The sequence below is a fragment of the Candidatus Gracilibacteria bacterium genome (genome assembly GCA_041661045.1).
GTDB lineage: Bacteria > Patescibacteriota > Gracilibacteria > UBA1369 > 2-02-FULL-48-14 > 2-02-FULL-48-14.
This window is the reverse complement of the sequence record JBAZVE010000001.1, coordinates 888,302-914,068: the sequence shown is the minus strand read 5'-3', so window position 1 is coordinate 914,068 and position 25,767 is coordinate 888,302. Positions and strand designations below refer to the sequence as shown.

Annotated in this window: 26 protein-coding genes; 10 read left to right on the top strand and 16 right to left on the bottom strand. The window is 45.0% G+C overall.

Annotation, left to right across the window (positions count from 1 at the left end):
* Positions 1-92: 92 nt before the first annotated feature.
* A complete protein-coding gene (locus WC777_04510) occupies positions 93-1,826 on the top strand; it encodes a hypothetical protein (GenBank protein MFA6024446.1) in 1,734 nt (577 codons plus the stop codon).
* Between the two features lie 13 nt (positions 1,827-1,839).
* Here WC777_04510 and WC777_04505 read toward each other — a convergent pair whose 3' ends face one another.
* From WC777_04505 to WC777_04490, 4 genes are read right to left on the bottom strand one after another with little or no spacing between them, the layout of a single operon-like run.
* Entirely contained in the window at positions 1,840-3,279 is a 1,440-nt protein-coding gene (locus WC777_04505) for an S-layer homology domain-containing protein (protein ID MFA6024445.1), read from the bottom strand.
* Positions 3,280-3,296: 17 nt separating this feature from the next.
* A complete protein-coding gene (locus WC777_04500) occupies positions 3,297-4,169 on the bottom strand; it encodes a zinc ABC transporter substrate-binding protein (GenBank protein MFA6024444.1) in 873 nt (290 codons plus the stop codon).
* Between the two features lie 7 nt (positions 4,170-4,176).
* Positions 4,177-5,766, bottom strand: a complete 1,590-nt coding sequence (locus WC777_04495; protein ID MFA6024443.1) for a SulP family inorganic anion transporter — start codon at positions 5,764-5,766, stop codon at positions 4,177-4,179.
* Positions 5,767-5,817: 51 nt separating this feature from the next.
* On the bottom strand, positions 5,818-6,294 hold the full coding sequence (locus WC777_04490; GenBank protein ID MFA6024442.1) for a GerMN domain-containing protein: 477 nt from the start codon (positions 6,292-6,294) through the stop codon (positions 5,818-5,820).
* Between the two features lie 280 nt (positions 6,295-6,574).
* Between WC777_04490 and WC777_04485 the strand changes: the two genes are divergently transcribed.
* Genes WC777_04485 through WC777_04460 form a run of 6 tightly spaced genes read left to right on the top strand, consistent with a single transcriptional unit; the run spans position 6,575 to position 12,495 of the window.
* Positions 6,575-8,512, top strand: a complete 1,938-nt coding sequence (locus WC777_04485; protein MFA6024441.1) for an HlyD family efflux transporter periplasmic adaptor subunit — start codon at positions 6,575-6,577, stop codon at positions 8,510-8,512.
* Positions 8,513-8,521: 9 nt separating this feature from the next.
* Positions 8,522-9,229: an ABC transporter ATP-binding protein gene (locus WC777_04480; protein MFA6024440.1), complete on the top strand. Its 708-nt coding sequence runs from the start codon at positions 8,522-8,524 to the stop codon at positions 9,227-9,229.
* On the top strand, positions 9,211-10,428 hold the full coding sequence (locus WC777_04475) for an ABC transporter permease (GenBank protein ID MFA6024439.1): 1,218 nt from the start codon (positions 9,211-9,213) through the stop codon (positions 10,426-10,428). Before WC777_04480 ends, WC777_04475 begins: the two co-directional genes overlap by 19 nt.
* 31 nt (positions 10,429-10,459) lie before the next feature.
* Positions 10,460-10,699 carry a hypothetical protein gene (locus WC777_04470; GenBank protein ID MFA6024438.1) on the top strand — a complete coding sequence of 80 codons (240 nt, stop codon included), beginning with the start codon at positions 10,460-10,462 and terminating at the stop codon, positions 10,697-10,699.
* 18 nt (positions 10,700-10,717) lie between these two features.
* On the top strand, positions 10,718-11,641 hold the full coding sequence (locus tag WC777_04465; protein ID MFA6024437.1) for a response regulator transcription factor: 924 nt from the start codon (positions 10,718-10,720) through the stop codon (positions 11,639-11,641).
* Positions 11,642-11,649: 8 nt separating this feature from the next.
* On the top strand, positions 11,650-12,495 hold the full coding sequence (locus WC777_04460; protein ID MFA6024436.1) for an ATP-binding protein: 846 nt from the start codon (positions 11,650-11,652) through the stop codon (positions 12,493-12,495).
* On the opposite strand, the gene WC777_04455 is transcribed toward WC777_04460, so the two are convergent.
* Positions 12,490-12,924: a cupin domain-containing protein gene (locus WC777_04455; GenBank protein ID MFA6024435.1), complete on the bottom strand. Its 435-nt coding sequence runs from the start codon at positions 12,922-12,924 to the stop codon at positions 12,490-12,492. The genes WC777_04460 and WC777_04455 overlap by 6 nt on opposite strands.
* A 182-nt stretch (positions 12,925-13,106) precedes the next feature.
* On the opposite strand from WC777_04455, the gene WC777_04450 reads away from it, so the two are divergent.
* Entirely contained in the window at positions 13,107-13,259 is a 153-nt protein-coding gene (locus WC777_04450; GenBank protein ID MFA6024434.1) for a lmo0937 family membrane protein, read from the top strand.
* A gap of 7 nt (positions 13,260-13,266) precedes the next feature.
* On the opposite strand, the gene WC777_04445 is transcribed toward WC777_04450, so the two are convergent.
* From WC777_04445 to WC777_04415, 7 genes are all read right to left on the bottom strand, one after another.
* Positions 13,267-13,698 (bottom strand): hypothetical protein, encoded by a 432-nt coding sequence (locus WC777_04445; GenBank protein MFA6024433.1) that lies wholly within the window; start codon positions 13,696-13,698, stop codon positions 13,267-13,269.
* Positions 13,699-13,769: 71 nt separating this feature from the next.
* The gene (locus WC777_04440; GenBank protein MFA6024432.1) at positions 13,770-14,075 is read right to left on the bottom strand and encodes a hypothetical protein; all 306 of its coding nucleotides are present in this window, start codon (positions 14,073-14,075) and stop codon (positions 13,770-13,772) included.
* A 436-nt stretch (positions 14,076-14,511) separates the two neighbouring features.
* The gene (locus tag WC777_04435; protein ID MFA6024431.1) at positions 14,512-15,144 is read right to left on the bottom strand and encodes a YggS family pyridoxal phosphate-dependent enzyme; all 633 of its coding nucleotides are present in this window, start codon (positions 15,142-15,144) and stop codon (positions 14,512-14,514) included.
* Positions 15,145-15,173: 29 nt separating this feature from the next.
* Positions 15,174-15,743: a dihydrofolate reductase family protein gene (locus WC777_04430; GenBank protein MFA6024430.1), complete on the bottom strand. Its 570-nt coding sequence runs from the start codon at positions 15,741-15,743 to the stop codon at positions 15,174-15,176.
* A 50-nt stretch (positions 15,744-15,793) separates the two neighbouring features.
* Positions 15,794-16,861: a sigma-70 family RNA polymerase sigma factor gene (locus WC777_04425; GenBank protein MFA6024429.1), complete on the bottom strand. Its 1,068-nt coding sequence runs from the start codon at positions 16,859-16,861 to the stop codon at positions 15,794-15,796.
* A gap of 297 nt (positions 16,862-17,158) precedes the next feature.
* Positions 17,159-17,956, bottom strand: coding sequence for an S-layer homology domain-containing protein (locus WC777_04420; protein MFA6024428.1), 798 nt, complete (start codon positions 17,954-17,956; stop codon positions 17,159-17,161).
* Positions 17,957-18,206: 250 nt separating this feature from the next.
* A complete protein-coding gene (locus WC777_04415) occupies positions 18,207-18,818 on the bottom strand; it encodes a protease inhibitor I42 family protein (GenBank protein MFA6024427.1) in 612 nt (203 codons plus the stop codon).
* Between the two features lie 565 nt (positions 18,819-19,383).
* On the opposite strand from WC777_04415, the gene WC777_04410 reads away from it, so the two are divergent.
* Positions 19,384-21,006 (top strand): S-layer homology domain-containing protein, encoded by a 1,623-nt coding sequence (locus WC777_04410; GenBank protein ID MFA6024426.1) that lies wholly within the window; start codon positions 19,384-19,386, stop codon positions 21,004-21,006.
* A 231-nt stretch (positions 21,007-21,237) separates the two neighbouring features.
* Here WC777_04410 and WC777_04405 read toward each other — a convergent pair whose 3' ends face one another.
* The 3 genes from WC777_04405 to WC777_04395 all read right to left on the bottom strand — a co-directional run bounded on the left by WC777_04405 (position 21,238) and on the right by WC777_04395 (position 23,099).
* Positions 21,238-21,705, bottom strand: a complete 468-nt coding sequence (locus tag WC777_04405) for a hypothetical protein (protein ID MFA6024425.1) — start codon at positions 21,703-21,705, stop codon at positions 21,238-21,240.
* A gap of 72 nt (positions 21,706-21,777) precedes the next feature.
* On the bottom strand, positions 21,778-22,218 hold the full coding sequence (locus WC777_04400) for a hypothetical protein (protein ID MFA6024424.1): 441 nt from the start codon (positions 22,216-22,218) through the stop codon (positions 21,778-21,780).
* An 83-nt stretch (positions 22,219-22,301) separates the two neighbouring features.
* A complete protein-coding gene (locus WC777_04395; GenBank protein ID MFA6024423.1) occupies positions 22,302-23,099 on the bottom strand; it encodes a hypothetical protein in 798 nt (265 codons plus the stop codon).
* Between the two features lie 165 nt (positions 23,100-23,264).
* On the opposite strand from WC777_04395, the gene WC777_04390 reads away from it, so the two are divergent.
* On the top strand, positions 23,265-24,059 hold the full coding sequence (locus WC777_04390; GenBank protein MFA6024422.1) for a hypothetical protein: 795 nt from the start codon (positions 23,265-23,267) through the stop codon (positions 24,057-24,059).
* Here WC777_04390 and WC777_04385 read toward each other — a convergent pair.
* Positions 24,021-25,709 carry an FAD-dependent oxidoreductase gene (locus WC777_04385; GenBank protein MFA6024421.1) on the bottom strand — a complete coding sequence of 563 codons (1,689 nt, stop codon included), beginning with the start codon at positions 25,707-25,709 and terminating at the stop codon, positions 24,021-24,023. The genes WC777_04390 and WC777_04385 overlap by 39 nt on opposite strands.
* Between the last annotated feature and the right edge of the window lie 58 nt (positions 25,710-25,767).

The following is a 25,767-nucleotide window of genomic DNA, read 5'->3' as shown; positions in this document are numbered from 1 at the left end:
TTTTAAGTTTTTGGAAAGCCCCCTTCCAGCAGACAATTGGTCTGGCTTTTTAGGCGAAAAAAACGCATTATGATCCCACCTAAAAAGCTCATATGAAAACTATACCCTTCTCTTGGATAAAACCCGGCCTGATTCTCCTTATTTTAAGCTTCACTCTCCTTTCCGCCTGTGCTTCAAAAGACGCAACAACCGAGAAAGAGACAACGCCGGACGACAGCGAGCTGAGAGAAGCCGCCGAAAATTTTGTACTGCCCGAGGGCCCAAGCCTACAAAATGCTCCAAGCATGACGAAAGCCCCCATTTACTTCTTCCTTTTTACACACACCGAAGACCACATCAATCATGCATACTCCGAAGATCGCTATTTCCGTGTTGGAGAAATGATTGAAAGCCTGGCAAGAGAAAATCCGGAAACTCCGATCAACTGGACCATTGAATTCCAGGGGGCGGATGCCGCCACTGTGGCCAGCCGAAACGCGCAAACCGGAGTTATGGATTACCTCCTCGACCTAAACGAGCAAGGCTTGGTGAACTTTGGATACCACGCCCACCACGACCCCACTTACTTGAACCGTCCACAAAAAAATCTCTCTGCCGACCCTTCTTGGGATGAAGTTTACGATGCCCTACATGAGTGGATCACTTGTACCAAAGATCCGCTAAAAGGAGGTTGCACCAGTCCAAGCGGAGGAGGACTTCAAGCTATTCTGAATAATTTTGGTGAAGTGGAAATCGTGACGGGACTTGGCATTGGAGAAGGCATGCAGATTGAACGCTCAGCCGGAAGCCAGGCGGTGCTGGCGGAAATCCCGGATCGTTTACTGGCCTTTGGCGCACCCGATCACGGAGGAACGCTGGGCAAGAAAGGAGCGGAAAATAATTTTGCCACCCTGAGGGATGAACTCATGAGCTTACTCTCCCCCACCAACGAAACCAGCAGTGGAACTTTTTGGATGGACAACTCGATTCGAATCAACGATGGAGCCGTGGCCGACGGGATGGACTCTCTGAATTTGATGGAAGGAGCTAGTTCCGCCGTGCAAGCCATCCAAGGCTTGGACCGTTCCAAACCTCATGTCATCAATGCGGGAATCGCCTCCAAATACATTTACACCAAACAAGGCACCAGTCCCACCATTTGGGCCTATAAAAATCAACAAAACCCGGAGCTTCCCAGCCAATGGCTCAACAGTGCCACGACCATAGAGCAAAATTATAGAAGCACCGAAGAAGCCCTCACCACCATGACTGAAGAATTTATGCCTGAAAACCCGGGGAGTCAGTGGGTGAGCCCGGATGAAGTGGTGGATTTATTCACCTCGGCCGACTACTGGGAAGTGGATGAAGAAGAGATGAAGAACATTGCCTTATGGATTTTGAACGAGTGGGGCCAAGAACCTCCTCCTTACGCCTACGACGGAGAAGATTTCTACTCCCTCACCGATTCCTTTGCCTTGCTCTTGAATGAGCTGCAAGGGGGAGATCAAGAAGAAACCCTGGTTTCCAAGTACTATGGCCCTTGGAGTCTCCTTACGGCTCAAAGTGCAGCCGTAACCGTGGACAGTGCCGATTTGGAAGAATGGATGGAAGAATGGGATTTTGAGAACAAACAAATGTCCGAATCTTTCACCGTGGGTAAAGAAAAGTTGAGTCCGGCACAAATGCTCTATGCCTTGGCAATGCTCTTTGTGAATCCTTATGCCGAGTCCATTGAAGTGCCTGCCACAAACAACGCTCCAGAAACCTACGGTCTCCTAGAAGAAATGGGCTGCACCGATTGTTTGGACAGCGCTTGGTCCCTCAAACCCGCACGATTCCAGGACTAAGGCGATTCCAGGACTAAAGCGCTTGCGCCATCTCTCCAAGTGCTCGAATGGCGGCTTCCAACTCCGGTTGATCAAAGTACTCGCTCCCAATAGAACCGTCACTCCAGAGTTCTTCGGCATCGTACTCCCACATTAAAAACATGAGTACATCGGGGACCTCCAAAAGCACCTGACCATATTCAAGAATTTCCTCGGCAGACATGGCATAACGCCCCTCTTTCCAACCCGCCTGCCCGCTGGATCCATCCCCGCCATCCGCAATATTGAGTCCATTGATGATGCCCAGGCCCAAGGACTCCGCCATCGCAGCCTCTTCCTCCGCATAGTCCTCCACAGGACCATTACTGCTTTTGTATTGATTCACAATCGCATCCAAATAATCATAATCCCCTTCCGCAGGAACCGGAATTTCCGTGGCCCGTACGCGCACAAAGGTCATCAACCCGGGCAGCAGAGCCTCACTGTACTGCGCCATTTCATCCAAATCCGCCGCATCCGGATCACGCCCTTCAAAATTGGCGATGTCATCCAGGAGCATATGACCCACCAAAACACCACTGTCGATGTAGCTTTGCACACCGGAATCCTCCCACGCGCTGAGCTCGGTCTTCCATTTTTCCAAATCAAAATCTCCATTTGTAGTGTACGCGCTATGGTCGCCCGTCATGCGCAGCGTGACCGTCATCCCCCCGTCTTCAATCATGGGAAGAAAGCTTTGCGTGGTCCAGGTAGGATTGGAGGAAGACACTTGAAGCAGCGTAGTCTTAAAACGAGTTTGAATATCCTCCAAACCTTCCGGTGAATGATACCCATTGAGACCCCAAAATCCGAATGGGATGGAAGCACCGGGAGTCTCCTCCACCGTCTCTTCCACCGTCTCCTCCACCGTCTCCTGTGGCAGCTCCTCAGGCAACAAAGCCCTATAAACATTTTCGGCAACTTCTCCACGCGTTCGCTCTTCCGCCGGATTGAAGTTTTCACTCGTCTCCTCCAAAAGATCCAACTCCAAAGCCAAGGAAAGATACGGCACATACCACTCCTCACCGTCCTCCTCGGACAAGTCGTCCTCCAAGCCCGCCGCATGAATCAAAATTTTGGCGGCCTCCGCTTTGTTCACGGGTGTCTCCGGTCTAAACAAGCCATCCGGATACCCCTCCACCCAGCCTTCCTCAGTTGCAAAACAAACAAAGGGTGCGTACCAATCACTCCGAACATCCGGATAACAATTCTGAGCCTCATCCTCAAGCTCACCTTCAAAACTCAAAACCAAGACCTTGAGCAGTTCTGCTCGATTGATGGAGGCCTCCGGCCTAAAACTCAAATCACTGTAGCCCTCCAAAACCCCAAGCTCCGCCAGAAACTCAATGGCCTCATGGTTGGGGTGCGACTGAGGAACATCACTAAACCCGGTCGCCTGAACAAGAAGAAGCACAGCTGCAAGAACTTTCATCATATTCTCAATTTTATTTACTAATCACACTCCAACGCCAAACGAAGATTCTGGAGGTTTTGCTCCATAACACTGAAATAATCCTCCCCTTGCGCCACTTCTTCCGAAGTGAGGCCTTCCAAGGGGTTGAGCACAAGTGTGGCCACTCCAGCCTCTTCCGCAAGGGCTTCTGCTGTTTCAGGAGAAGCCAAGGTTTCTAGAAAAACGAATCCGAGGTCTTTCTCCAAAATCAAATCGCGTAAAGCTGCCATTTCATTCAAAGAGGGTTCGTCATGAGGAGACAAGCCGGAAATGGATTCCACGATAAAATGATAGCGCTCTCCCAAACGGGCAAAAGCATTGTGGGAGACCAAAATGGTGTTCTTTTTACAAGAAGAAAGTCCGCTCGTAAACGCGTCATGAAGTGCAAGCAGCTTGGTCTCAAGAATGGTGGCATTGCTCAAAATCTGCTCTTCATGCTCCGGAGAAACCTCCACCAATTGCATGGCCAAATTCGAGACCATTGCGCTCATGAGGATGGGATCCAACCAAGTATGAGGATCCAAGTTCGCGTCCGCAATTCCAGCCGTGGCCGAAAAAAGAACAACTCCATTCTCGTTAAGATCCGATTCCAATCCCTCCATCCACGGCTCAAACCCACTGCCCTGATACACCAATAAATCCGCGTCATAAAGGATCCGCAGAGTTTGCGGAGTGGGCTCGTAATCATGCGGTTCCACCCCCACCGGCACCACCGTATTCACGGTCACCCCCTCACCCACAAGTGCTTGGGTAAAATAAGCAAGCGGATAAAAACTGGCGCTCACTTTAAGGCTGTCCGCGTCCTCCTGCCCATCTTGAACAGGGGAAGAACAGGCCACCAGAAGAACAAATAGGAAAATTATTTTTTTCATAAGCAAATTATACCCCAAGATGCTTCAAGGCGAATACCGTTTTATCAAAAACCAAGCCCTCTTTTTTCAAACGGCTATAAGTTTTGGAAACTTCTTCAAGCAAATGTTCAACCGTGGGATGCAAACTGGTGAGAAGCACTTTTTGCCCACGGCTTTCCAGCAGCTCTATGATTTCATCCAAGGCTTCCACTCCATCTAAATCCATAAAATAAACCTCTCTCAATCTTAATATGATGCTTTTTTTGGATGAAAGCCCCGTTTCAAACCGTGCAATATGCGCCCGCCCATTGAGATAACAGAGCTTCCCTTTAAAGGAATACAGTGAAATCTCGGAATCTTCTTTAATCTCCTTGAGTTTTCCGTCGGAGACTTCAGCAAGTTCAAAAGCTCCACGGGAAAGCCTCTCCACAAACAAAATCAAAACCAGCGCCGTGCCGAGCAAAATACCAACAATGGGATCTTCATAAACGGTAACGCCCGCCACCAAAAGCGAAACAAAAAAACTACTGCGTTCATGCTTAAAGAAGCGTCCAAAATGTTCCATTTCCACCATATTGATGGCCGTGTACACAAGAATAGAGGCAATCACCGCCATAGGAATATAAGAGAAATAGGCAAACAAAAAGAAGGAGATGAGCCCAACCGCGATGCTGCTGATGGTGGCAGAGATCTTATGATCGGCCCCCGTCTTGATGTTCAAAGAAGTCCGTGCCAAAGCCGCAGTAGCGGGGATGCCCCCCATCGCACCGGAGGCCAAGTTTGCCAAACCGAGCGCCAACATTTCCTTTCGCTCTTTATGTTTGGTACGAGTCATTCCGTCCGCAATTTTGGCGGAAAGCATGGTCTCCAAAATAGCAATCAGGGCGATGGTGACAGACGCCGTGAGTAAAGGTGCGGAAAAGTGAATTTGAGGAATTTGAAAAAGTGAAAAAGACAAAGTGCCAAAGTGCGTCCCCAAAGTATCCAAAGCAAAAGGTATTTTTTCCGTTTGCCCCAGATACCCCAAAAGAATACCCAGCGGAGAAAGAAGAATAGCCCCAGGAATGCGCGGCAAGAATCTCCTAAGAAGAAAAAGTGTGAGCAGGAAGGCCAAGAAAACAAGAAAGGATAATATGGAAGTTTGAGAAAGATGAGCAAACGACTCCACAAGGTTTTCAAAGAAACGGTCATGAGCAGGAAGATCTTTAAGTCCCAAAGCAAAGTTGACTTGATTTCCGGCAATAATAAAGGCCACCCCCAGAGTAAATCCATGAATTACACTGGAGGGAACGAAGATGAGATACCGTTCCAATTTCAAAAAATAGGCACCCAAAATCAAGACCCCGCTCACAAGAGCCAAAGAACTCACTTGATCCACTCCATGACTCAAAACAAAGGCCGCAATAAGTCCGGAAAGAGCACCGGTGGGTCCCACAATATTGTAATGGCTTCCGGCAAAAAAGGAGGCGATCAATCCCGCCCAAATGGCGGTGATAATTCCCGCCATCGGCCCAACTCCGGAGGCCACCGCGAGGGAAATGGAAAGCGGAATAGACACCAAAGAAACCGTTAGTCCCGATTTCCAGTTGTTTTTAAGGTTAGAAAGCATGGAATTCATAAAAAGTAAGAATAAAAAACAAAGGCACTCTACTCTTCACTTTTAAAAAATCTAGGGCTGAAACAACCACTCCGGCGAGAACTTCACCTCTTTGACGGCCGAAAACTGTTTCGCAGTGGCCTCAATTTGCTTCCATAAGATACCAACACGGCAAGAGCCGCCACTGGTTTTATTCTTGGGATCTTCAAAAGTGAGGGTCAAGACCCCTTCCTCCAAATCAAGCTGAGTTAAGCTTAAGCCTTCCAACGGAAACTCAGTAGTGATGCCGGTGTTTTTTTCTTCTGGGGTCAATTCACCCTTAAGTAAAAGTTCAAGGGCATCCCTTAGCGGGGACTCACTGGGTTCGAGCATCCGTTCCACAGGAACAAGTCCGGCCTCACTGCACTGTATATTTCCGGCGCTGTCCAAATCTTTGTCGGCATTATAATAAAAAAGCTGCACCGTTTGTGCCTCATTCTCAGACCGAATCCAAAATACACCACCAATCCCAATACCTAAAACAACCAGTAGAATAAGCGCGAGAATCATAAATGTCTGTTTCACAGTGAAACTCTACCCCTTTTTGTCGTGAGACACAACTCCGCCTTGACGCAGAAAAGAAACCCGTTAAAAGAGATGCCTCTCATGACCTCCTTTCAATTTACTCTTTGGAACAGCCGTCAGCCCCAAAGTTCAAGTGAGCGCCCACTAGTCCGTTGGCTGGCCTCGCTTGAAAGCTTAACAAGTTTTTAACATCTTTTTCATAAGTCCTACGCATTTTTGGTTTAAAAAAGAGTAAACCATGCCGTTATCTCTTTTACCTCATGCAATGAAAGCAAAAATTCTCACACTATTAAAGGCTTGGAGTGGTCGTATCCTTTTAGCAGTCGTTCTCCTTTCGGTAGGAGCCTATTTTCTGTTGAGAGGCGGAGAAACCACCGAGGACTACCTCCTGCTGGGAACTGTTGAACAAGGCGACATCACCCTTTCCATTTCAGAATCGGGCCAAGTGAGCGATGCGGAAGAGATTGAGCTCACCCCTGAGGCCTCAGCCAAAGTGACCGGCACCTTCGTGGATGAAGGAACTTTCGTTACGGCGGGTCAGCTGCTTTTGAGTCTGGACTCCGCAGAGGCCTCCTTTGAGGTAGAGGATGCACAGATCAGTCTGGCTCAAGCTCAGCAGGATCTTGAGGAACTGGGCGCGCCGGGGGATGAAATCGACATAAAAAGAGGAGAGAATGATGTGACTGAAGCGGAAAACTCCATCACTCAGCTCACAGCCACTTACGAAACCAATACCGCTGATCTTCTTGAACAAATTGAAGACTATCAAAAAGACATCACCGATATTCAAGAAACCGACTTACCTTCCGCTTTCAATTCTGCCTACAACGAAGTGACTAATGTTTTTGTTGATCTTCCTGAAGCCTATGGAGAGATCAAAGACATCCTTCAAGGAAGCATCCAAGGTCAGAAAGGTCTCTCGTACTATTCAGATCAAATAGGATCGGAGGGCGAACAGCAACAAGCAAAAGTTGAGAGCGCATTTTCTGAAGCACAATCGTACTACAACGATGCCTTAGCTCTCTATGAATCCAGCGACCGAGAAGACAGTGAATCTTTAAAAGAGCTTATCGATAGCACCTACGAAGCCCTCTCCTCCCTTTCCGATACGCTCAAGGAGTTGGATGTGTTTTTATCCATGGTGTACGAGGAAGAGCCTACCGATGCTTATATGCTCGCTCACCGAGAAACCGTTGCTGAAAACATCGCCACCATCAACCCCTACCTTTCCTCCATTTATACTGAAGTGGAAGGCATTGATGACCTCTATGAGTCCATTGAAGACACCAACGATCTCATCGCGGAGGCCCAGCAGGATATCCTTGATTTGGAAGAGGACTATACTCTTGATTTGGTGGGCTTGAACCTCACTTTGGAAGAAAAACAATTGGATCTTGAAGATTTACAAAATTCAGACACGGATGAACTCGACTACAGGGCCCAAGAACTCGTGGTGAGACAAAGAGAAAACACTTTAGCGAAGGCTCAAGAAGCCTACGGCGATTACTTTCTCTACGCAGCGGTGGATGGATACATTGCTACATGGGATGTGAGCGAGGGAGACTCTGTTTCATCCTCAACGGTTGTGGGCACCTTGATCGATAACAATAAACAAGTGGTGGTTTCACTCAACGAGTTGGACATTTTGGATATTGAACTGGGCCAAACCGCAAAAGTCTCGTTTGATGCCATCCCAGATTTTGAAGCCGAAGGAGTCGTGGTAAAAAAAGATATTTCAGGAACGGTCACTTCTGGGGTGGTGACTTATGAGGTCACCCTTTCTGTCCAATCGGACGATGAGCGCATTCTCACAGGCATGTCGGCGGCCGTAGATATTGTTTTGCTCTCTAAACCGGGGGTCACCTTGGTTTCCAAAGTTGCCATTAAAGAAGACCGAGACGGAAAATATGTGGAGCTCGTTAAGAATGCAGACTCACTCGAAATGCAGCCGTTCTACACCCCAGACGCCGTCGAAACAGAAAAGGTCTACCTTGAAGTGGGCGATGAAGATGAGGTGAACGCCGAAGTGCTTTCCGGAGTGGAAGTGGGAGACCGAATTGTCCTCAGCACCATCAGCTTGAGCAGTGAAGAAGAGAATGCTTCCACTGGCTTTGCACTTCCCGGTGGCGGTGGAGGCGCCGGCAGTGGCGAATTCACGCCACCCAGTGGAGCTAATTTTGAAGGGGGTCCACCTAGTTTCTAAGCACAAATCATGGATAAGAAGAAAATTGTCATTAAATGTTCTAAGCTAAAAAAAACCTATGAGACGGGTCTGCTTTCCGTTGAAGTCTTGAAAGGAATAGATATTGAAGTTCATGAAGGAGAATTCGTAGCCATCATGGGGCCTTCGGGTTCAGGAAAGTCCACCCTCATGAATATTATTGGATGCTTGGACAAACCCACCTCGGGCAAATATGAGCTCAGCGGAGAAGATGTTTCCGAAATGGATTCAAAACAGTTGGCCGGAGTGCGTGGAGATAAAATTGGATTCATCTTTCAATCCTTCAATCTTTTATCTGTGAGCGTAACCGAGAATGTTGGCTTGCCTTTGATTTATTCCCAAAAAGTCCCCATTTCCCAAAGACAAGAGTTGGTGGAAAAGGCCTTACGGTCCGCTGCACTGGAGGAAGAGCGGTGGCACCACAAGCCCAATGAACTCTCGGGAGGACAGAAACAACGAGTCGCCATTGCACGAGCGCTGGTGAATGAGCCCGACATTGTCCTGGCAGACGAACCCACGGGAGCCCTGGATTCTAAAACCGGAGCATTTATCCTGGAAACCTTCCGTCGCATCAACAAAGAGGAAGGACGCACCATTGTGATGATCACTCACGAACTCGATGTGGCTGAGCACGCCGACCGCATCATCCATTTAAAAGACGGCTTAATCAGCGATAAAGCATGAAATTTTACGACTTAAAACATCAGACTTGGGCAAGCATCTCCCAAAATAAAGGGCGGTCCAGTTTAACCATACTCGGCATTGTCATCGGAATTGCTTCCGTGATCATCATGCTGAGTATTGGACAAGGCGCTCAATCGTCCGTAGAAGATTCCATTGCATCCATTGGAACGGATATTTTAACGGTTTCACCCGGTGAAAGCAGCGACAGTTCCGGTTTGAGTCAGGGCCAAGGCTCGGGAGATACGCTCACTCTGGATGATGTAGAATTTTTGCGTGAGAAGCTACCTTTTTTGGAGGGCGTGGCTCCGGTGAGTACCGAGCGAGTACAAGCGGTGATTTCTGGGGGAACCAACACGAGCGTCAGTATTTATGGGGTCGACACTTCATACTTAAATGTGAAGGAACTGGAAATGTTGCAGGGAGAGTTTTTCTCAGAGGAGTCGGTGGACACAAAAGAAAAGACCGTCGTTCTGGGCTACACCGTTTTTGAAGATTTATATGGGACGGTGACCACGAATGTCGTTGGCCAAACCGTTTCAATCAACGAAATTGATTTTGTGATTGCGGGTGTGGTGGACGAGCTTGGATCGAGGCAGGACGATAATTTAATCTACGCGCCCATATCCACCGTGCAGCATTACATGGCGGGCTCCGACTCGGTCTCTTCTATTACAATCAAAGTAGGAGACGACGATCTTGTAACGGTGACTCAAGAAGCCGCAACCCTCATGATGCGGGCCTCGCATGGCATCACCAATCCGGACGAGGATGATTTTTCTGTGGATGAAACGGGGTCCTTTCTTGAAGCGGCCTCGGAAATCACACAAATTTTCACGATTCTATTGGCTTCGGTTGCAGGAATTTCACTCCTTGTGGGAGGCATTGGAATCATGAACATGATGCTCACCACCGTAAAGGAACGCACGAAAGAAATTGGGATTCGTAAATCCATGGGCGCGACCGAATTTGAAATCAATATCCAATTCCTAGCCGAATCCTTTGTGCTAACCCTGATTGGAGGAATTTTAGGAGTCCTCATCGGAGTAACCGCATCAACCATCGTAAGTGAGCTCGGCATCATAACAACTAAAATCAGCATCAGCTCCATTCTTCTTTCCGTAGGAGTGTCCAGTGTGATTGGAATCGTTTTTGGATACTATCCCGCGAAACAAGCGGCGCAGCTTGACCCCATCGAGGCCCTTCGTTACGAATAAATTCATAATTTTATTTTTTAACCCCATCATTATGAATTACAAAATTTCAACCGGCATCTTTGCCACCACGACCCTGGTTTTTGCCATCGCTTTTGGCGTTTCGTTGACCATGCTTCAAAAACAACCCAACATGGGCCCCGGTGGCTTTCCGGGGGGTGAATTTGAGATGCCACCATTGGGTGAAGGTGGATTCCCCGGTCAGCAACTCTGCGAATGTCCGGAGGAGAATGCCGAGAATGATGAGAATGACGAGACTCAAGAAGCCCTGTAGTATTCTTATCGAATAAATATGCATCAAGCCACTCTACTCATCGTTGAGGACGATGAAAACATTGCCGCTCTCATTAAACTCTATGCTGAAAAAGCAGGGTTTCGGGCAATCGTAGCCTTAGAGGGCCAAACGGGCTTGGAGTATGCGGAGCAAATGGATCTAGACTGCATCATTCTGGACCTCATGCTGCCAAATATTTCGGGCGTGGACATACTCAAGCAAGTGCGTAAAACCAAAGACACGCCCGTCATTATTTTAACGGCAAAGGAAGAAGAAGTGGAAATGCTCCTCGGCCTTGAGCTGGGTGCGGATGATTACATCACAAAACCTTTTAAACCCAGCGTTTTGATGGCACGGGTGAAGGCCGTGCTCCGTCGTAGCCAAGCCAGTCCAAGCAAGGAGAAGCTCGAGGTCATTCAAGCAGGTGCCTTAACGATTGATTGCACAAAGCACCGCGCCTCACTTGAGGACAGAGAGCTTGAATTTTCACCTATTGAAATGCGTTTAATTGCTCTGCTGGCCTCCCATCCCGGGCAGGTTTTTAACCGAGATCAGCTCATGGAAAAAATATATGAAGGAAAAGGGAAATTTGTCTTTGATCGAACCGTGGATGTTCACATTGGGAACATCCGTAAAAAACTTGGCGATGACCCCAAGCAGCCTCGTTTCATCCAATCTGTCTTTGGGGTGGGATATAAATTTAAAGAACAATGAAATTTAAAATTCAAGCCAAGCTGCTCTTGGGTTCCATATTGATCCTTCTTATCACCGTCATTTTGGTGGCGGTCACAGGAAGAATCTGGTTCCAGCATGAATTCCAGCAATTTTTACTGGAAAATGAAATCTCGTTGGATGCACTCAGCCCCCCTCCAGGGGACCGGCCAGCCTTGGGCGGCTTTGAGCGAATCTTCCTTTTGTTCACAATTGTGGGTGCGGTTCTAGCCACCATCATGAGCTTCATTTTTGCTCGGTATCTGGTGAACCCACTGGAGCGGGTGATTCAGGCGACTCAATCCATCGCTAAAGGAAACTATAAATCGCGCGTCACAAGCAGTAGAAAAGATGAAGTCGGAGACCTTTGTCTTGCCGTGAACGAGATGGCAGGCGAACTGGAAAAAATGGAGCAAATCCGGCGAGATTTGGTTTCCAATGTGGCGCATGAACTCGCTACCCCACTCACCAACATCGGAGGTTATTTAAGAGCCATCAATGACGGCACCATTGAATACGGAGATGAAATGAAAGAAACCCTGCTGCTTTTGGAATCCGAAACCGACCGCCTTTCTAATTTAGTTGGAGATGTCCGAGCGCTGTATTTGGTGGACAGTCCTAAAAAGAATTTAGAATTGGAGGACACGGATTTAAACAAACTCATCAGGGAGGTCGTTAAAAATATGAGGCCCGAATTTGAATCCAAAGCGTTGAACCTCAAAATGAACCTTGAGGAGGATTTACCAAGCATGAAAGTCGATCGAGAAAAGTTCATTCAAGTGGTGATGAATCTGCTTGCGAATGCCATTGCCTACACTGCAAACGGCGGGCATATTGCAGTATCCACGGGAAGGAAGAACAACGAAGATTGCCTCTCAGTAAAAGACGATGGAATAGGAATTTCTGAAGAAGATCTCCCTTATATTTTTGAACGATTCTACCGAGTGGATAAATCTCGTTCCAGAAAAACAGGCGGAACCGGTGTTGGCCTCACCATCGTAAAAGACCTTGTTGAGGCCCATGGTGGCCGAATAGAAGTAAAGAGTGAACCGGGAAAAGGTTCAGAGTTTTTTATTTATTTATAAAACAAGGGCTGTCCGCTCAAGACTTTGCCCTCATTCCGTTGTCACCCCATCAAACTCTTCACGGTCGCTTTTTGCCTCCGCTTTCGTTGAGTGAATGGTGCCCTCTTTGTGATGCGCCGGAGAGTAGATGGTATACATCTTAAGCGTATCGTGAGACGAAGTATTAATAATGTTATGCTTGGCTCCTGCGGGGATGATGACGACCGAACCGCTGCCAACACTATATTCGTTTCCATCAATCAATACTTTTCCCGTACCACTTTCGAATCGAAAGAATTGGTCATTTCCAGCATGGACCTCTTCACCAATTTCTTCAGAGGCTTGCAAACACATCAATACAAGTTGGGAATGCTTACCGGTATAAAGGACCTGCCGAAATTTTTCATTGCCAAGGGTAAGGCCCTCAATGTCGCCGTGATAACCTTTCATAGTTTTGGGGTTAAGCACCAATAGGTTATTCCTACCAAAGAAGGAACACAATGTTACGCCTAAGGCGCACTGGGTGTGAATCAACCTAGTTATGGCAAGGGATATTAATAGACAAGCGTTGCCTTTAGGCACACACTGAACGATGCCCTACTGCAGGGTTACCTATTTTTACCCCCTTTTTTATGGGCATCCTCGATATTATCCTCATTGTGGTGGTCGTCGCTTGGCTGGCAGGGTTCTCCCTCAACATAGCCGGCTCACTGATCCACCTCCTCTTGGTGCTGGCGCTCATCATCTTAGTCGCACGACTACTGGGTGTAGGCCGCCGCACTTAAGACCTCACTATTCAATCACGATGTTTACCGAATCCTTGGCTTTAAGCTTGGGGCTTTCTTCGTATTGATCACAACCCTCTCCAGTGGTGCAAATAAGATCATCATACAATCGTGCGGTCAGTGTATATTTCCCTGGCTCTATTTCTGCCACAATATCCCCCCGTAAGACCCCTTCCACCGCCCACGCACACTGATTTTTCGTGAAATCTTCCCTATCCAGACATACAATTTCTCCACCAGCTTCCCCTTCCAGAGTTAAAACCAAAAAATCATTAGCATCCCAATTTTTCGCATCCCAACTAATAACCTGGTTAGAGCCTATTCCCCATACCTCGTTTCCAGTTGGCGAACTAATAAGAACGGATGCCTTATCCGGAGTAGAGCTACAAGCCACCAGAAAAAATAAAAGGAGGGTAACGGAGGGATTGAATTTTTTCATAAGAGGTTTATTCCGTTTAAAGTATTGGCTGCTGTCTCAGCTTACCTATTCTTGCCGTGAGACGCTAAGACCTATTTTTTTATAATATAGGTTAGGGGGTTTTTATTCGAAAACTTACTTCCACTCACCTCCACTGAGCCGTTCTTCATGGCCTTCCCAATTTCAGTCGCTAGATTCATGCGGACAATAAACTGATACAAAAAGATGGCTAACAGTAATAAAAATACAAGAATCGTAGCAATATATGTGAGTTCTGACCCAGGCTTCACAAAAGCCATGGCAAAGATAGCAGTAATATTCAAGTACCAGAGATAATAATTCTTGAAAGAAATTTTCACCTTATCTTTTGTTTCAACTCTATTATAGAGAAAGCTCATAATCGATTTTTATTGGCTGGAGATGTGGGTCTAGCACCCCTGGGGTTACTTATTTCCAAAAGACTCATTACTCACACACTCTATCCCGTCCCAACATTGATTGGATCCACAGTCACATGCGTAGGAAAATGATGCAATGCAAGCTACTTCTCCTGAAAGGAGACCACACGAATCGCCACAGCCATTTAAGAGAGAGTAATCTCCCCCCGCATCCTTACACACCAACTTTTCTTCTCTAAAGAACCCGTCCCACCCATCCCGAGGCAATATCTCTAAAAGAACAACCAGCCCAATAATAAGTACAGCAAACACAAGCAATGACCCAAAAATAAACAGGATCTTCCGAATTGTTTGTCTGTTGGATCCTCTTTTTTTCATTGTAAAAAATATACCAAAAAAAACTCTTAAAAAACAAGGCCTCTGAGTTGGCTAGGTTTTAACCCTCAAATACCCTCCTCCCAATTCTAACCATGGTTGATCCTTCGGAGAGAGCGATGGGGTAATCCGCACTCATGCCCATGGAACAGCCTTCGAGCTCATACTCATTGGCCAGCTGGCGACAAAGCCGAAAGGCCTTTCTCGTTTCTTCTGGATCTCCCTCTTTTCCCATACACATAAGACCGACCACCGATATAAATCTTAACTTACGAATCTCTTCTATATGCGCCCGAAGAACTTCTGGCGAAAAACCTGATTTTTGAGCTTCACCAGTAGCGTTTACTTGTAGGTAGACCGGAATGATACGCCCAAGAGATTCTGCTTCTTTGTGAATTTTTTGAGCCAATTTCAAACTATCCACGGAATGAATGGCGTGAATATAAGGCAAAAGCGCTTTCACCTTGTTGGTCTGGAGCTTGCCAATAAAATGGTTTTCTGCGCCCGCCAAAGCAAGCGCTTCCATTAAATCCGGACTGTATTTTGCCAACACCTCTTGAACACGATTCTCACCCAAATATTGTGCCCCAGCCTGAACAACCCTATAAACCTCCTCCGCCGATCGCCCTTTCGTGACGACCATGAGCTTTGCCGGGGCCACTTCTTGCTTCAATGAATCGATTCGAGTGTTCATATTGATCAATGTTGGATGAGTGAATAGGTTTACCGCACCACCTTATAATGAAGCCCAACAACACCTCCTTCTACGGCCTCTGACGCCAGCAGCTCAAGTGGAAGCTTTTTCCCTATACTTCGGATAAATGTTTTACCCCTCCCGAGGAAAACTGGACTGATTGTGAACTGAAACTCATCGATGAGATCGCTTTCCATGAGCGAGTTTGCAAGCGTTATGCTTCCGAAGATAACAAGATTCTTCCCGGGTTCCTGTTTAAGCTTGGTAAGCTCTTCTACAACATTCTCGCGTATGACTCGTGTGTTGTTCCAATCCTGTTCTGGAAGTGTCGTAGATACGACAATCTTCTCCACACCTTCAAGCCACTCCGCATGTTCTCTGGTCTGCTTCGAGGCAGATTCGTCCCGAAGCATCATCGGCCAGTATCCTTTCATCATTTCGTAGGTCACACGGCCATACACAGGCACACCCACGGTAGCCACAACCTTTGCAGCGTACTGTTGAAGCGATTCATTGTACGGGATCCAATCAAGGCGGCCATCTTCAGTGGCACTGAACCCATCGAGCGACAGATGGAGAAAGAGTACGAGATTTCGCATGAGTAGGATTTTCCGACATGAGATGTAAATCTCAGTAAAAAGAGTAACTTTTATTCTGCGAATTGTTTACCTAATTTTTTACGAGCCCGCGACAAAATCAGTTTAATTGCATTTTCACTCTTATCAAAAGTATATGCAATCTCCCGTACAGATCGATCTTCTTGGTATTTCATCTTGAGTACTTGTTCTTCGATCTTAGAAAGTTCGTGAACAGCCTTCCACAAAAGTTCTAGTTCAATGTCTTTGTAAATCTCAGAGGCATCCGTAGTAGCTAAAAGGCTCAAATCATCTTTCAAGACGGGCCGGTATTTTCGATAGTGGTTAACGAGCAAGTTATGAGCGATCATCAACAAATAACTGAGGTAAGTGCAATCTTGATAACTAAAATAGTTCAAACTTTTGAACGCCCTCAAGAAAGTTTCTTGACTAAGCTCCTCAGCCTCTCCCCTAAAGTTCACCCGATGAACAAAATAAGCAAAGATTTTTTTGTAATACTTGCTGTAGAGTTTTTTGAAAGCAATTATATTTTCTTGGGCAGATTCAACTAAAAATTTATCTTCAATCTTTGAGTTTGTATTCTGCGACAAGAAAAGCCGATGCATGAAGTGAGCAAAATCTTCTTTGAGATCGGGCTGACGGTTCAATGGTTCTTTGAGAATCCAGCGTTTAAGCATGTGCATCAAGTCGTCGGGCGTCAATGGCGGAGCTTTACCCAAGGAAAGAAATTCTTGATCAAAAGAAGAAAGTTCACTTTTGGTGTGAACTTTGGGATCGATCTCAATAAAATATTCTACCTCGCCCTCAGGATTCAGGAGGGGAGCAATGTGTACCTCTTCATGTAAGACATCTCCCTGTTTATTCAGGTTTTGTACTTCACTAACAAAAGGGCGGTTTTGAACATAAATATAATTCCACATTTTCTCATAAAAAGACTCATCCATATGTCCTCCCCATAGTTCACCTGGCCGTTTTCCCAAGATTTCTTGTTCAGAAAAGCCTTTCGTTTCCTCAACTTGCCTATTAACATACAAAATGTGCCCATTCGTATCTGTAATGAGCAGTACTCCGGTACTCTGATTTAAATCTTGCAGTAGTTGTGGTTTTTCGTCTCTATTCATAACTATCCAAATAAAACAGTACAGTTTAGAATAGCACTGAACCCATGCAGACAAAAACAAAAATATTTGCTGGATCATCTTTCTACAGGAATAATTTTTTCTTTTTTCCTTCAACTTTGAGATCAAATCTGTAGCAGCGATATATAAGAAAGCTTCCAGCTGGAGGGATCAAGTAAGCCAGCATACAACCGAGCAGAAATGCGCCTGCAATCCAAGCGGCAACTACCAATCAAATATCGATCAAAAACTTACAGCAATCGCTAGACTCACAGGAGAAATGAATGATGCAAGTAGGGTCTAGTACCCTTGGTCTTGGTCTTGGTCTCGGTCTTGGTCTTGGTCTTGGTCTTGGTCTTGGTCTTGGTCTTGGTCTTGGTCTTGATCTTCAAGATGCTCTTGGACTTGATCACCAAAACCTTGATCGATTAAGTATTGCATGCGATCCTCTTCATCTAGATATTGAGGCTCACCTTGTTGATGCATTAAGTGGTGTCTGTATACTATCTCAATCGCTTGGCCACGATCCAAGTGCCAATCGGGATGTAATTCATCACCAAAAAACATATTTAGATTGTATTCATGTTGAAATTGAGCATAGCGTCCAAACCAATCATTGTCCGACACATCGTTGTACGCATTTACTTTTTCTTGATTTTGTACAGACACTTGATATTCAAAAGAGTTACTTACCATTTTTAAGGCTTCTGCACGGTTCACAATTCGTGCGGGGTGGAAATATCCATCATCATAGCCTTTAATCCAGCCATACGCTTTTGCATAACAAATATAAGGTGCAAACCATTCTTCTCCTACATCAGGAAAACAGTTTCTATACTGTGTGGCTGATGGCTCACCATAACTTGCACGGACCATCATTGCCACCATTTCTGCACGATTTATTTCTTGGGCTGGCTTAATAGAGCCATCTTCATAGCCACTGATCACTGCGTAACCTGATAGGTACTCTACTGCTAAGTATTCGGAAGTGCTTGGGTCAACATCATCAAAGACCGCAGCAAAACTCACCTGGGTGTTAAGGAGCAGTCCAGATATGATCAGTATAGAACAGGTGGTTTTTTTAAATGTGATAAACATGAGTGAGTGGGTTAAGCAACACCATTAGAAACACATCATCTGGCAAAAGGTGTCAGTCAAAAATTTGAACCTGCACGACAAGACCGAAAGGCCATTCTTATTTCTTCTGGATCTCTTTCTTCTCTCATGCACATAAGCCCGTACACTGGTGAAACTCCCACAGGCTTACGCCCGGGGTTTCAGTCTGTTCTCCAGTACACCTCCTTCAGAAAAGGCAACTGGTTTTTAAGATTCCTGGATGTGTTCGTTTTTATCGGCAAAGTTTTAAAAATCCTTCTTTCACTATAGCAAAATTTAGTGATCAAGAAATTCTTATTTTGTAGATCTGCTTCTCAATAGGCGCTTCATCTTCTTCGAAGGGGCGCAAATAGATGAAATAAATATAGGTGGTGCCAGACTCCAAAGCTTTGAACTGGAAAGTTTCTTCCCCACTACTGCCCAAAAGCTCGGAATCTGCTTCGAAATCACGGTCCGTCAAGTCTAGATAATCTTCATCAAAATTCACTTGCCATTCGTAACCGGTGCTAGGGTTAGCATCCAATGTAATGGTGAAAGTTTCATTTTTATCAACATCCATGGTTCCCACCACTGGAGACAACTGGAATTGATTTTCTAAGTGATAGTAAAAGCGGTACATCACCATAGCGAGTTCTGCCCGATTAACGGAACGATGGGGATCAAAATTTCCGTTTGTGTCACCAGTCATGAATTCCCATTGATGCATAAACTGTACGGCTTCTTCATACCAGGCACCTTGTGGGATATCCTCAAAATTTTGAGTTTGAGTTTGAGTTTGAGCTGCCTGAACTATATGCATGCCCAAAAGGGCAACCACCATCAGGCTAAAGATTAAAGTCTTCATAGAATAGGGGGTTAAAAAATAAATCAGTCCAAATGGGACTTCAATAATTTTCTTAAAGTTTGTATGTTGTCTTCTTTTTGCTCAACCATTTGAACATATTAAACAGTGTACATACTGATAAACACTTGAATGAAGAAAAGGTGTCACTTGATTCAATGACACCTTTGATGGGTTAAAGTGTTTTCTAGGTCAATACATTTTTTTATGATTTTTCTTAATCGTACAGAGGCAGGCCGACAGCTTCTTCAAAAGTTACAAGACTACAAGAAGTCCCCAAGAATCTTGGCCTTAGGTCTACCTCGTGGGGCATTGTTGCGGGAGTCTGCTTAAAAACTCATCGTATCAGAGACCGAATTGGCTGGCCATTCGAGGCTAGTACCCTTGGGACTGTTTCATCTTACCTACTCTTCCGTGAGACACAATTGTGGCATTTCAGACTAAATGAGATAGTTGAAACAGTATAAAAAGGCATCAAATTTGGCTATTTATAAGCAGCCCTTGCAAACACTGCAGTTTGACCATACATATAAAGTAGTGTAAAATAACATGATTTAACCATCAAGTCATGTATAAAAATCTATTTATTGCTTTGCTCGTACTCCTTGTGCCTACATCGCTAGCCTTAGCAGCCATTACTGACGATGGAGAAGCATCTGACACTGTTGCATTATCGGAAGAAGGTGAAAGCTCTGACAATCCAGATAGCGATGATGAATCGGCCGATATAGAGGAGGATGAAGAGGAGGATGAAGATGAAGATGAAGAGGAAGAGAAGGATGAAGAGAAGGATGAAGATGACGAAGATTCTGATATGGAAAATGCAGCTGATAAGATTGAAGACGCTGAGGAAGAAATTGCTGAAGCAGAAGAAACTATTGTTGAAAAAGAGGCGGAAGGAAAAGATGTTTCTGATGCACTGGTTAGACTTGAGGGTGCAAAAGTGCTTCTTGCTGATGCACAAACCGAATTTGACGCAGGAAACTATGAAGAAGCAGAAGATCTTGCTAAAGAAGCCAAACATGAAGCAATGTACGCCAAGGGAAAAGACATACACTCAGCCAGTGAGGAATCTGAACTTGGTGAAAACTTTGGAGAATGTATTGCTGAAGCAGTAGTCTCAGAAGATGATGATGCTGATGAGTTTGATGAATGTTTTGAAGACTTTGAAGAAGAAATCGCAGATTTTGTTGAAAACTTATTGTCCGAAGAAGACCAGGCCTCAAACACTGCGATCGATGACGCCCTTACGGCCCTTTCCACCACGGTTGAATCAGAATTGAGTAACCTTCTCATTGCTCTGGCGAACTTCAATGTAAGTGGAGTAAATGAGGATGAAGTGATCTCAGACATCGAAGGAATTATTGAATCAGATGACGATTCTGAAAAGAAGGCCTCAGATCTGGAAGACAAGATTGAAGAGATTAAAAATGAATCCACTGAAAAGAAATTCGAAGATGATGTGATTCCGTTTAGAGATACAGATGATGAAGAATGGTTCTTCAATTTTGTTGACCAAATGGATTCAGAAGCTTGTATTTCTGGATTCAAAGATGAAGCGGGAAATGAATTAGGCGAATTCCGTCCTTCAAATGAAGTACTGTTTGGAGAAAGTATGAAGTTTGTCTTGCAATGTGTCTTAGATAAAGACCCTGAGGAAATTGCAGAGGGTGATTTCTGGGCTCGTGGTTACGCACTCACACTCCAAAATGATTTCTCAGATTTACTTAGTGAAGACCTGTTAAGTCGGGTTGAAAATGCACTTGTAGATGATGCTGAATACACATCAGAAGTTACGCGAGGCGAACTCATTCAACTGATCGTTGATGTGCTTGGCTTGGATGTCTCTGACGCAAGTGAAGCACCTTTCAGTGATGTCACACTTGATCATTCAAATGTGAATGCGATCAACTATGCACTAAGCGTGGGAGTGATATCAGGTGACGAAGCAACGGGTAAGTTCCGCCCTGATGAAGTCCCTAACCGTGCTGAGGTTGCAAAGATCATTATCCTTGCTAAACAACTGTTCTGAGAAGTAGCACCACACACCAGTCGCTCAAATCTCCTAATGCCCGTGCTCCTCAGGACAACGGGTTCGAGTACCTTTTGGGATTACTTACTTCCAAAAGATTCATTACTCACGCACTCTATCCCGTCCCAACATTGATTAGATCCACAGTCACATGCGTAAGAAAAGGATGTGATGCAAGCCACTTCTCCTGAAAGGAGACCACACGAATCACCACAACCATTTAAGAGAGAGTAATTTCCCCCCGCGTCCTTACACACCAACTTCTCTTCTCTGGAGAACCCGTCCCACCTATCCCGAGGCAATATCTCCAAAAGAATAACCAGTCCAATAATAAGTACTGCAAGCGCAAGAAATGACCCAAAAATAAACAGGATCTTTCTAAATATTCGTCTATTGGATCCATTTTTTTTCATAAGCAGGTCCAGTACCCATGAGACTGCTTCATTTTAATCTAATGTCTACTTCATCTTCAGCCACTATTTTACCATTCACCACATTCTCACATCCCTCACCTGTCAGGCATGCAGGACCGTCATAGATCTGACCTTTAAGAGTGTAGTTCCCTGGCCGCTCTATGCGCTTTCCAATGTCACCATTATAAACTGTCCGATCCTCCCATATAAATTGTCCGTCTTCAAGAAAGTAGTTTCCAATAATAAAACCATCGGACAGCCATAAAACCAAAGTATAGTCATCACCCGCTCCACTGCTTTCCCACTGTATGGATTGAGGTGATGTTATATCCCATTCACTTCCTTCGGTCGGCTCAACAAAAGAAAAGCTAACCGGATCTGGCCAAGGTGAAGCGCAGGTGAGCAGTAAAATGGGCGCAGCGAGTAAAAGAAACAGACTCTTCATTACTATTGATTAATGGCTCTACATCTAGACTTTAAAACTTCCGTAATGGCTGGGGTGAAGAAGCAAGTACCCTTAAAAAGCACCTTCTCTATTTAAATGAGCCTCTAATTTCTGGTAGAAACTGGCAAGTTGAGTAGCTCCATTTGGTAGGCTAGCCAGTTCACTTGGTTGAGAAAGTGTATAAAAAAATTCTGGGACACAAATTAGTCCAGCTATTCGAACAAGGAGCTCAAGCATCAAAGATTCATAGTCTCGCACTCCTGACCCCTGAACACTAAATAGATCTTTATAGTGCTCCGAATCTGAATCTTGAAAAACCGCTTCTCCAAGTTCCTGTACACGAAGGACTTTAGATCTCAATTCGGAAAGGAACTCTAACGCGTTTGCCGAATCATTTCCATACCCAGCTAATTTTTGGGAAACTTTGTCAAAAGCACCCAGTAACAAAGTCATTTGTAACGACCATGAATCCGTAGATTCAATGTCCAGATCAGATTCTGAAGGGTCTTCCATTTTACGAATAGATAGTGAGTAAGTAGATTCTTAATTATTTAGTGGCCATCCACTTTGGCTGGCCACTCGAGTTTAGTACCCTTTTAAATTCCACCCAAAGCCATTATATATAAAAAGAGAAAAGATTGTAGAAGATATAAAAGCACCACAGCTACTATCCCTACATAAAACAAGCCTTTTCGCACTCTACTCAAGCCAGATCTTTTAGATCGTTTGTAGAGTAGGGTTACTAAAAAAATAAAGACAAAGAGGTAGAGAATCGTGATTGGGAACCTGACGATTAAATCACGGAAAATATCCAGGTCTATCATAGAAATAGGATTCAATAGAACAAAAGAAAGGCTCAAAAGAGGACCTACTTCGAAACCATTCCATAAAACATAAGCATCCAAGAGGAAAACAAAAATCGATAAGATCAGTGTAGGCTTCAATGAAAGTAGAAAGATCGATTTTAAGGAAAAGAAATCAGGATTATTACGATCAACGACTGCCTTCATCTTAAGCTTATAAACTGAAATTCCTAGAAACAAGGCGGCATAATAGGGGATGAGACTAATCGGAAGCATTATTAAGATGGAAAAAAGCGTGCCAGCATCGAACAAAGCAGACTGACTGATAAAGAAATACTTCACAAGAGCCACTACGATAGAAACGAAAAGAATAAAGCTACCGTCCCGAAGGATGACTTTCAAAGGTTCTCCTCGCCGTGCAAACACATATCCAAAAATTAGAAAGAAAACAAAGTGCGGAAACATTGTGAGCACCAGATAAGCATCGTTATAAATCATTATGCCCAGTAACCTAAGCGGGTATAGATGAAACTCCAAAGTGAAAAATACATCCAAAACCAACCACGGCAGCAAACGACGGAGATATGACATGACTGTTGGGTTAAGTTAGATTGGCTGGCCATTCAGGTCTAGTACCCTTTTTGGCTGGCTCATTGTAGTGTCTCTTGCCGTGAGATACAACCGTCCCAATCTTTGCACTATTTACATCCAAAAGAGGGGATGTAATAATCTACAACCATCTTCGACCGCATAATCATGGACCATCAAAAAACTTTACAAGACTTTCCACCCTTCGAAACTGAGATGAAAGTACGAGACAGACTAACTGAACTCGAAAAAATTGGACCGAAGGGGGATTTACATAAAGCTCGCACAAATAGTAATCAGGTTTTACTAGAACGGTCCAAAGCAGCTCTGCTAAACTGTTTGTTAGAAAGCTCAGGAAAAGCAGTATTGGTAGATAGACGCCACCGAGGAAAAAGATATTTGGTTTTCGCAATTGGTAATTGCTATGTAAAAGTATTGGTTTCGGAGGGTAGATTTTCTGTCATGCCACCAGACAGAGGAGATCTTGAAAAAATATTTACTAGGCATGCTGTTGAACATACCGCTGTTGAGCACTACTTTGAGGGTAGTGTGCCAGACACACTTTTTTTTGGATCAAGCACTCAATTTGAAGCAGATAACGAGTTTGCAATAGCAATGAGAACAAATCCTTTTATGATTCAAGAAGGCATTCCAGCTCCAAACACAATTATAGAAGCATCCAGAGGCCCCATTGCAGAAAGACCTCAATTTAGAAATTCTTTAGAAGAAATACTCCGTTCTTTTGAATCGATGGGCAGAGAGTTGAAATGTGTCCCAGATATCCCAGGCCTAGATCAGCAAAATCTATTAGTCGACCCGGAGGGAAAAATATGGGTAGTGGATACTAATACCTTACTAAAACCGGAATCTTATTATCGCTTTGGTTTTAATTTTCCTGAAGCAGTCGTCCATTTAATTCAACAGCTAGAAAAAGGATATGTACCAGGTAATCCGCAGGGATAGTCTCACTAGGAAAAGAATTATGATTACAGAAACAATAATGAGGAGGATATCGAGGACATGAGGGAGTCTCAAGCGGAAACAAATGTCATCGATTGCACTGATTGCACGAAGCCAGCTTGGCTTGTATTGCTCAATAACATGAACCTCAGGTTCGATGATTTTTGCGGCTCGTCGGCCACTCTCAACCGCAGCCTCGATACTCCAAATATCTGCGTCTGTTTTCGTGTGAGCACCTGCGAGAAGCAAATTTGGAACTGGTGTTCGTTGGCTGGGCAGGTAGGGCTGAGTATGATTGCTCATGACCCACTTGGGCTGGCGTGGTTTGATACCTGCTGAAGAAAATTGCCACTCATGCCAGACTTCAATTCTTAACAAAGAAAAATCTTTTAACTCTCTTCCTTGATTTGCTTGCTTCAACAGGAGATTCAATTCCGCACAGCGAGAAAGTTGGTCTTTTATTTCTTCAATGAACTGTTCTTTTGTACAATGGGAAAGTGCTAGACCATATTTTCTCCCAGGCACTGATGAGACGCAGGCGGTACCGGTCCATAATGAAACAACACCGTCGCCAAGCACCACATCTTCTGACCACACTTGTTCTTCTGGGAAAAGAGTCAGATTGAATTCCGAATCGGGCAGAAGAAGCGCACTTCTTTCTTTGGGCCAAGATACTCGTTCGGAAAATGCTAAATGGAAAGAGACCTGCGTATGTGGACCATCGCCTATAAGGGGTCTAAAAAAACGCAGTTCGTCCAGAGCTGCAAGCTCCGGTGTCTGATCAAAAATATCAGCAGCAGAAAAAGGATTTATCGCAACGACATAAATATCTGCATGCACCATCTCTCCAGATGACAAGCATGCTCCTGTGATACTTTTACCGTTATAGACCAGCTTACGAAGTGATGTTTGCCAAAGCATCTTCACCCCCTTTTCTTGAAGATATTTTACCCATTTATCAAACCAGAATTCGTTGCTTGGTCCACGAAGCAGAAGCCAACCATCACCTGCACCCTGTGACCATTCTTCTCCTTCATCATCAGATTTATGCTCGTGCCTTTCTCCGGACATGAGATTGCGACGAAAAAATTGTCCGACATGATGCAGCGATACGCGCGTCCAATCAGAACCAACCCAAGGGCCAAAGGTGGAGCGCCATGTTTTCCAGCCCCGATCGCTCATGATCGGTTTCCATGCATCAGAAGCATTGAGCCTTGAGTAATATTCCTTTGTACGATTATTTGCACTCCATGTTTTAAAAAGCAAGATTGCCCATCGCATTTTGTCCCACATTGTCATTCGAAATCGTTTCAAGGCTCTAAAGCAGTCGTTCACATCCTCATCTTCATTTGTCTGATCATGGGCGATGCCATAATTGATCGGTCTCGAAAGACTTTTATCATAAACGCTATTGTGGTCATCAAATGGAATCTGTCTCATGATGTCATAGGTATTGTGATACCAGGGACCAAAACCATGCCACGAATATTCAGACGGCATCCCTTGATCTTTGTCCATTCGTGCACTTCTAAAAAACCCTCCCGCATCCGGATTCGATTCATAAATCGTCACTTGATATCCCAATCGTGAAAATTCATGAGCGGCACTCAGCCCCGCGACGCCAGCACCGAAAATGACGACGGTCTTCTGCATAGCGCTATAATGGAGATATTTCTATCAATTAATCATGGCCTGGCGTTTGAGTCATGTC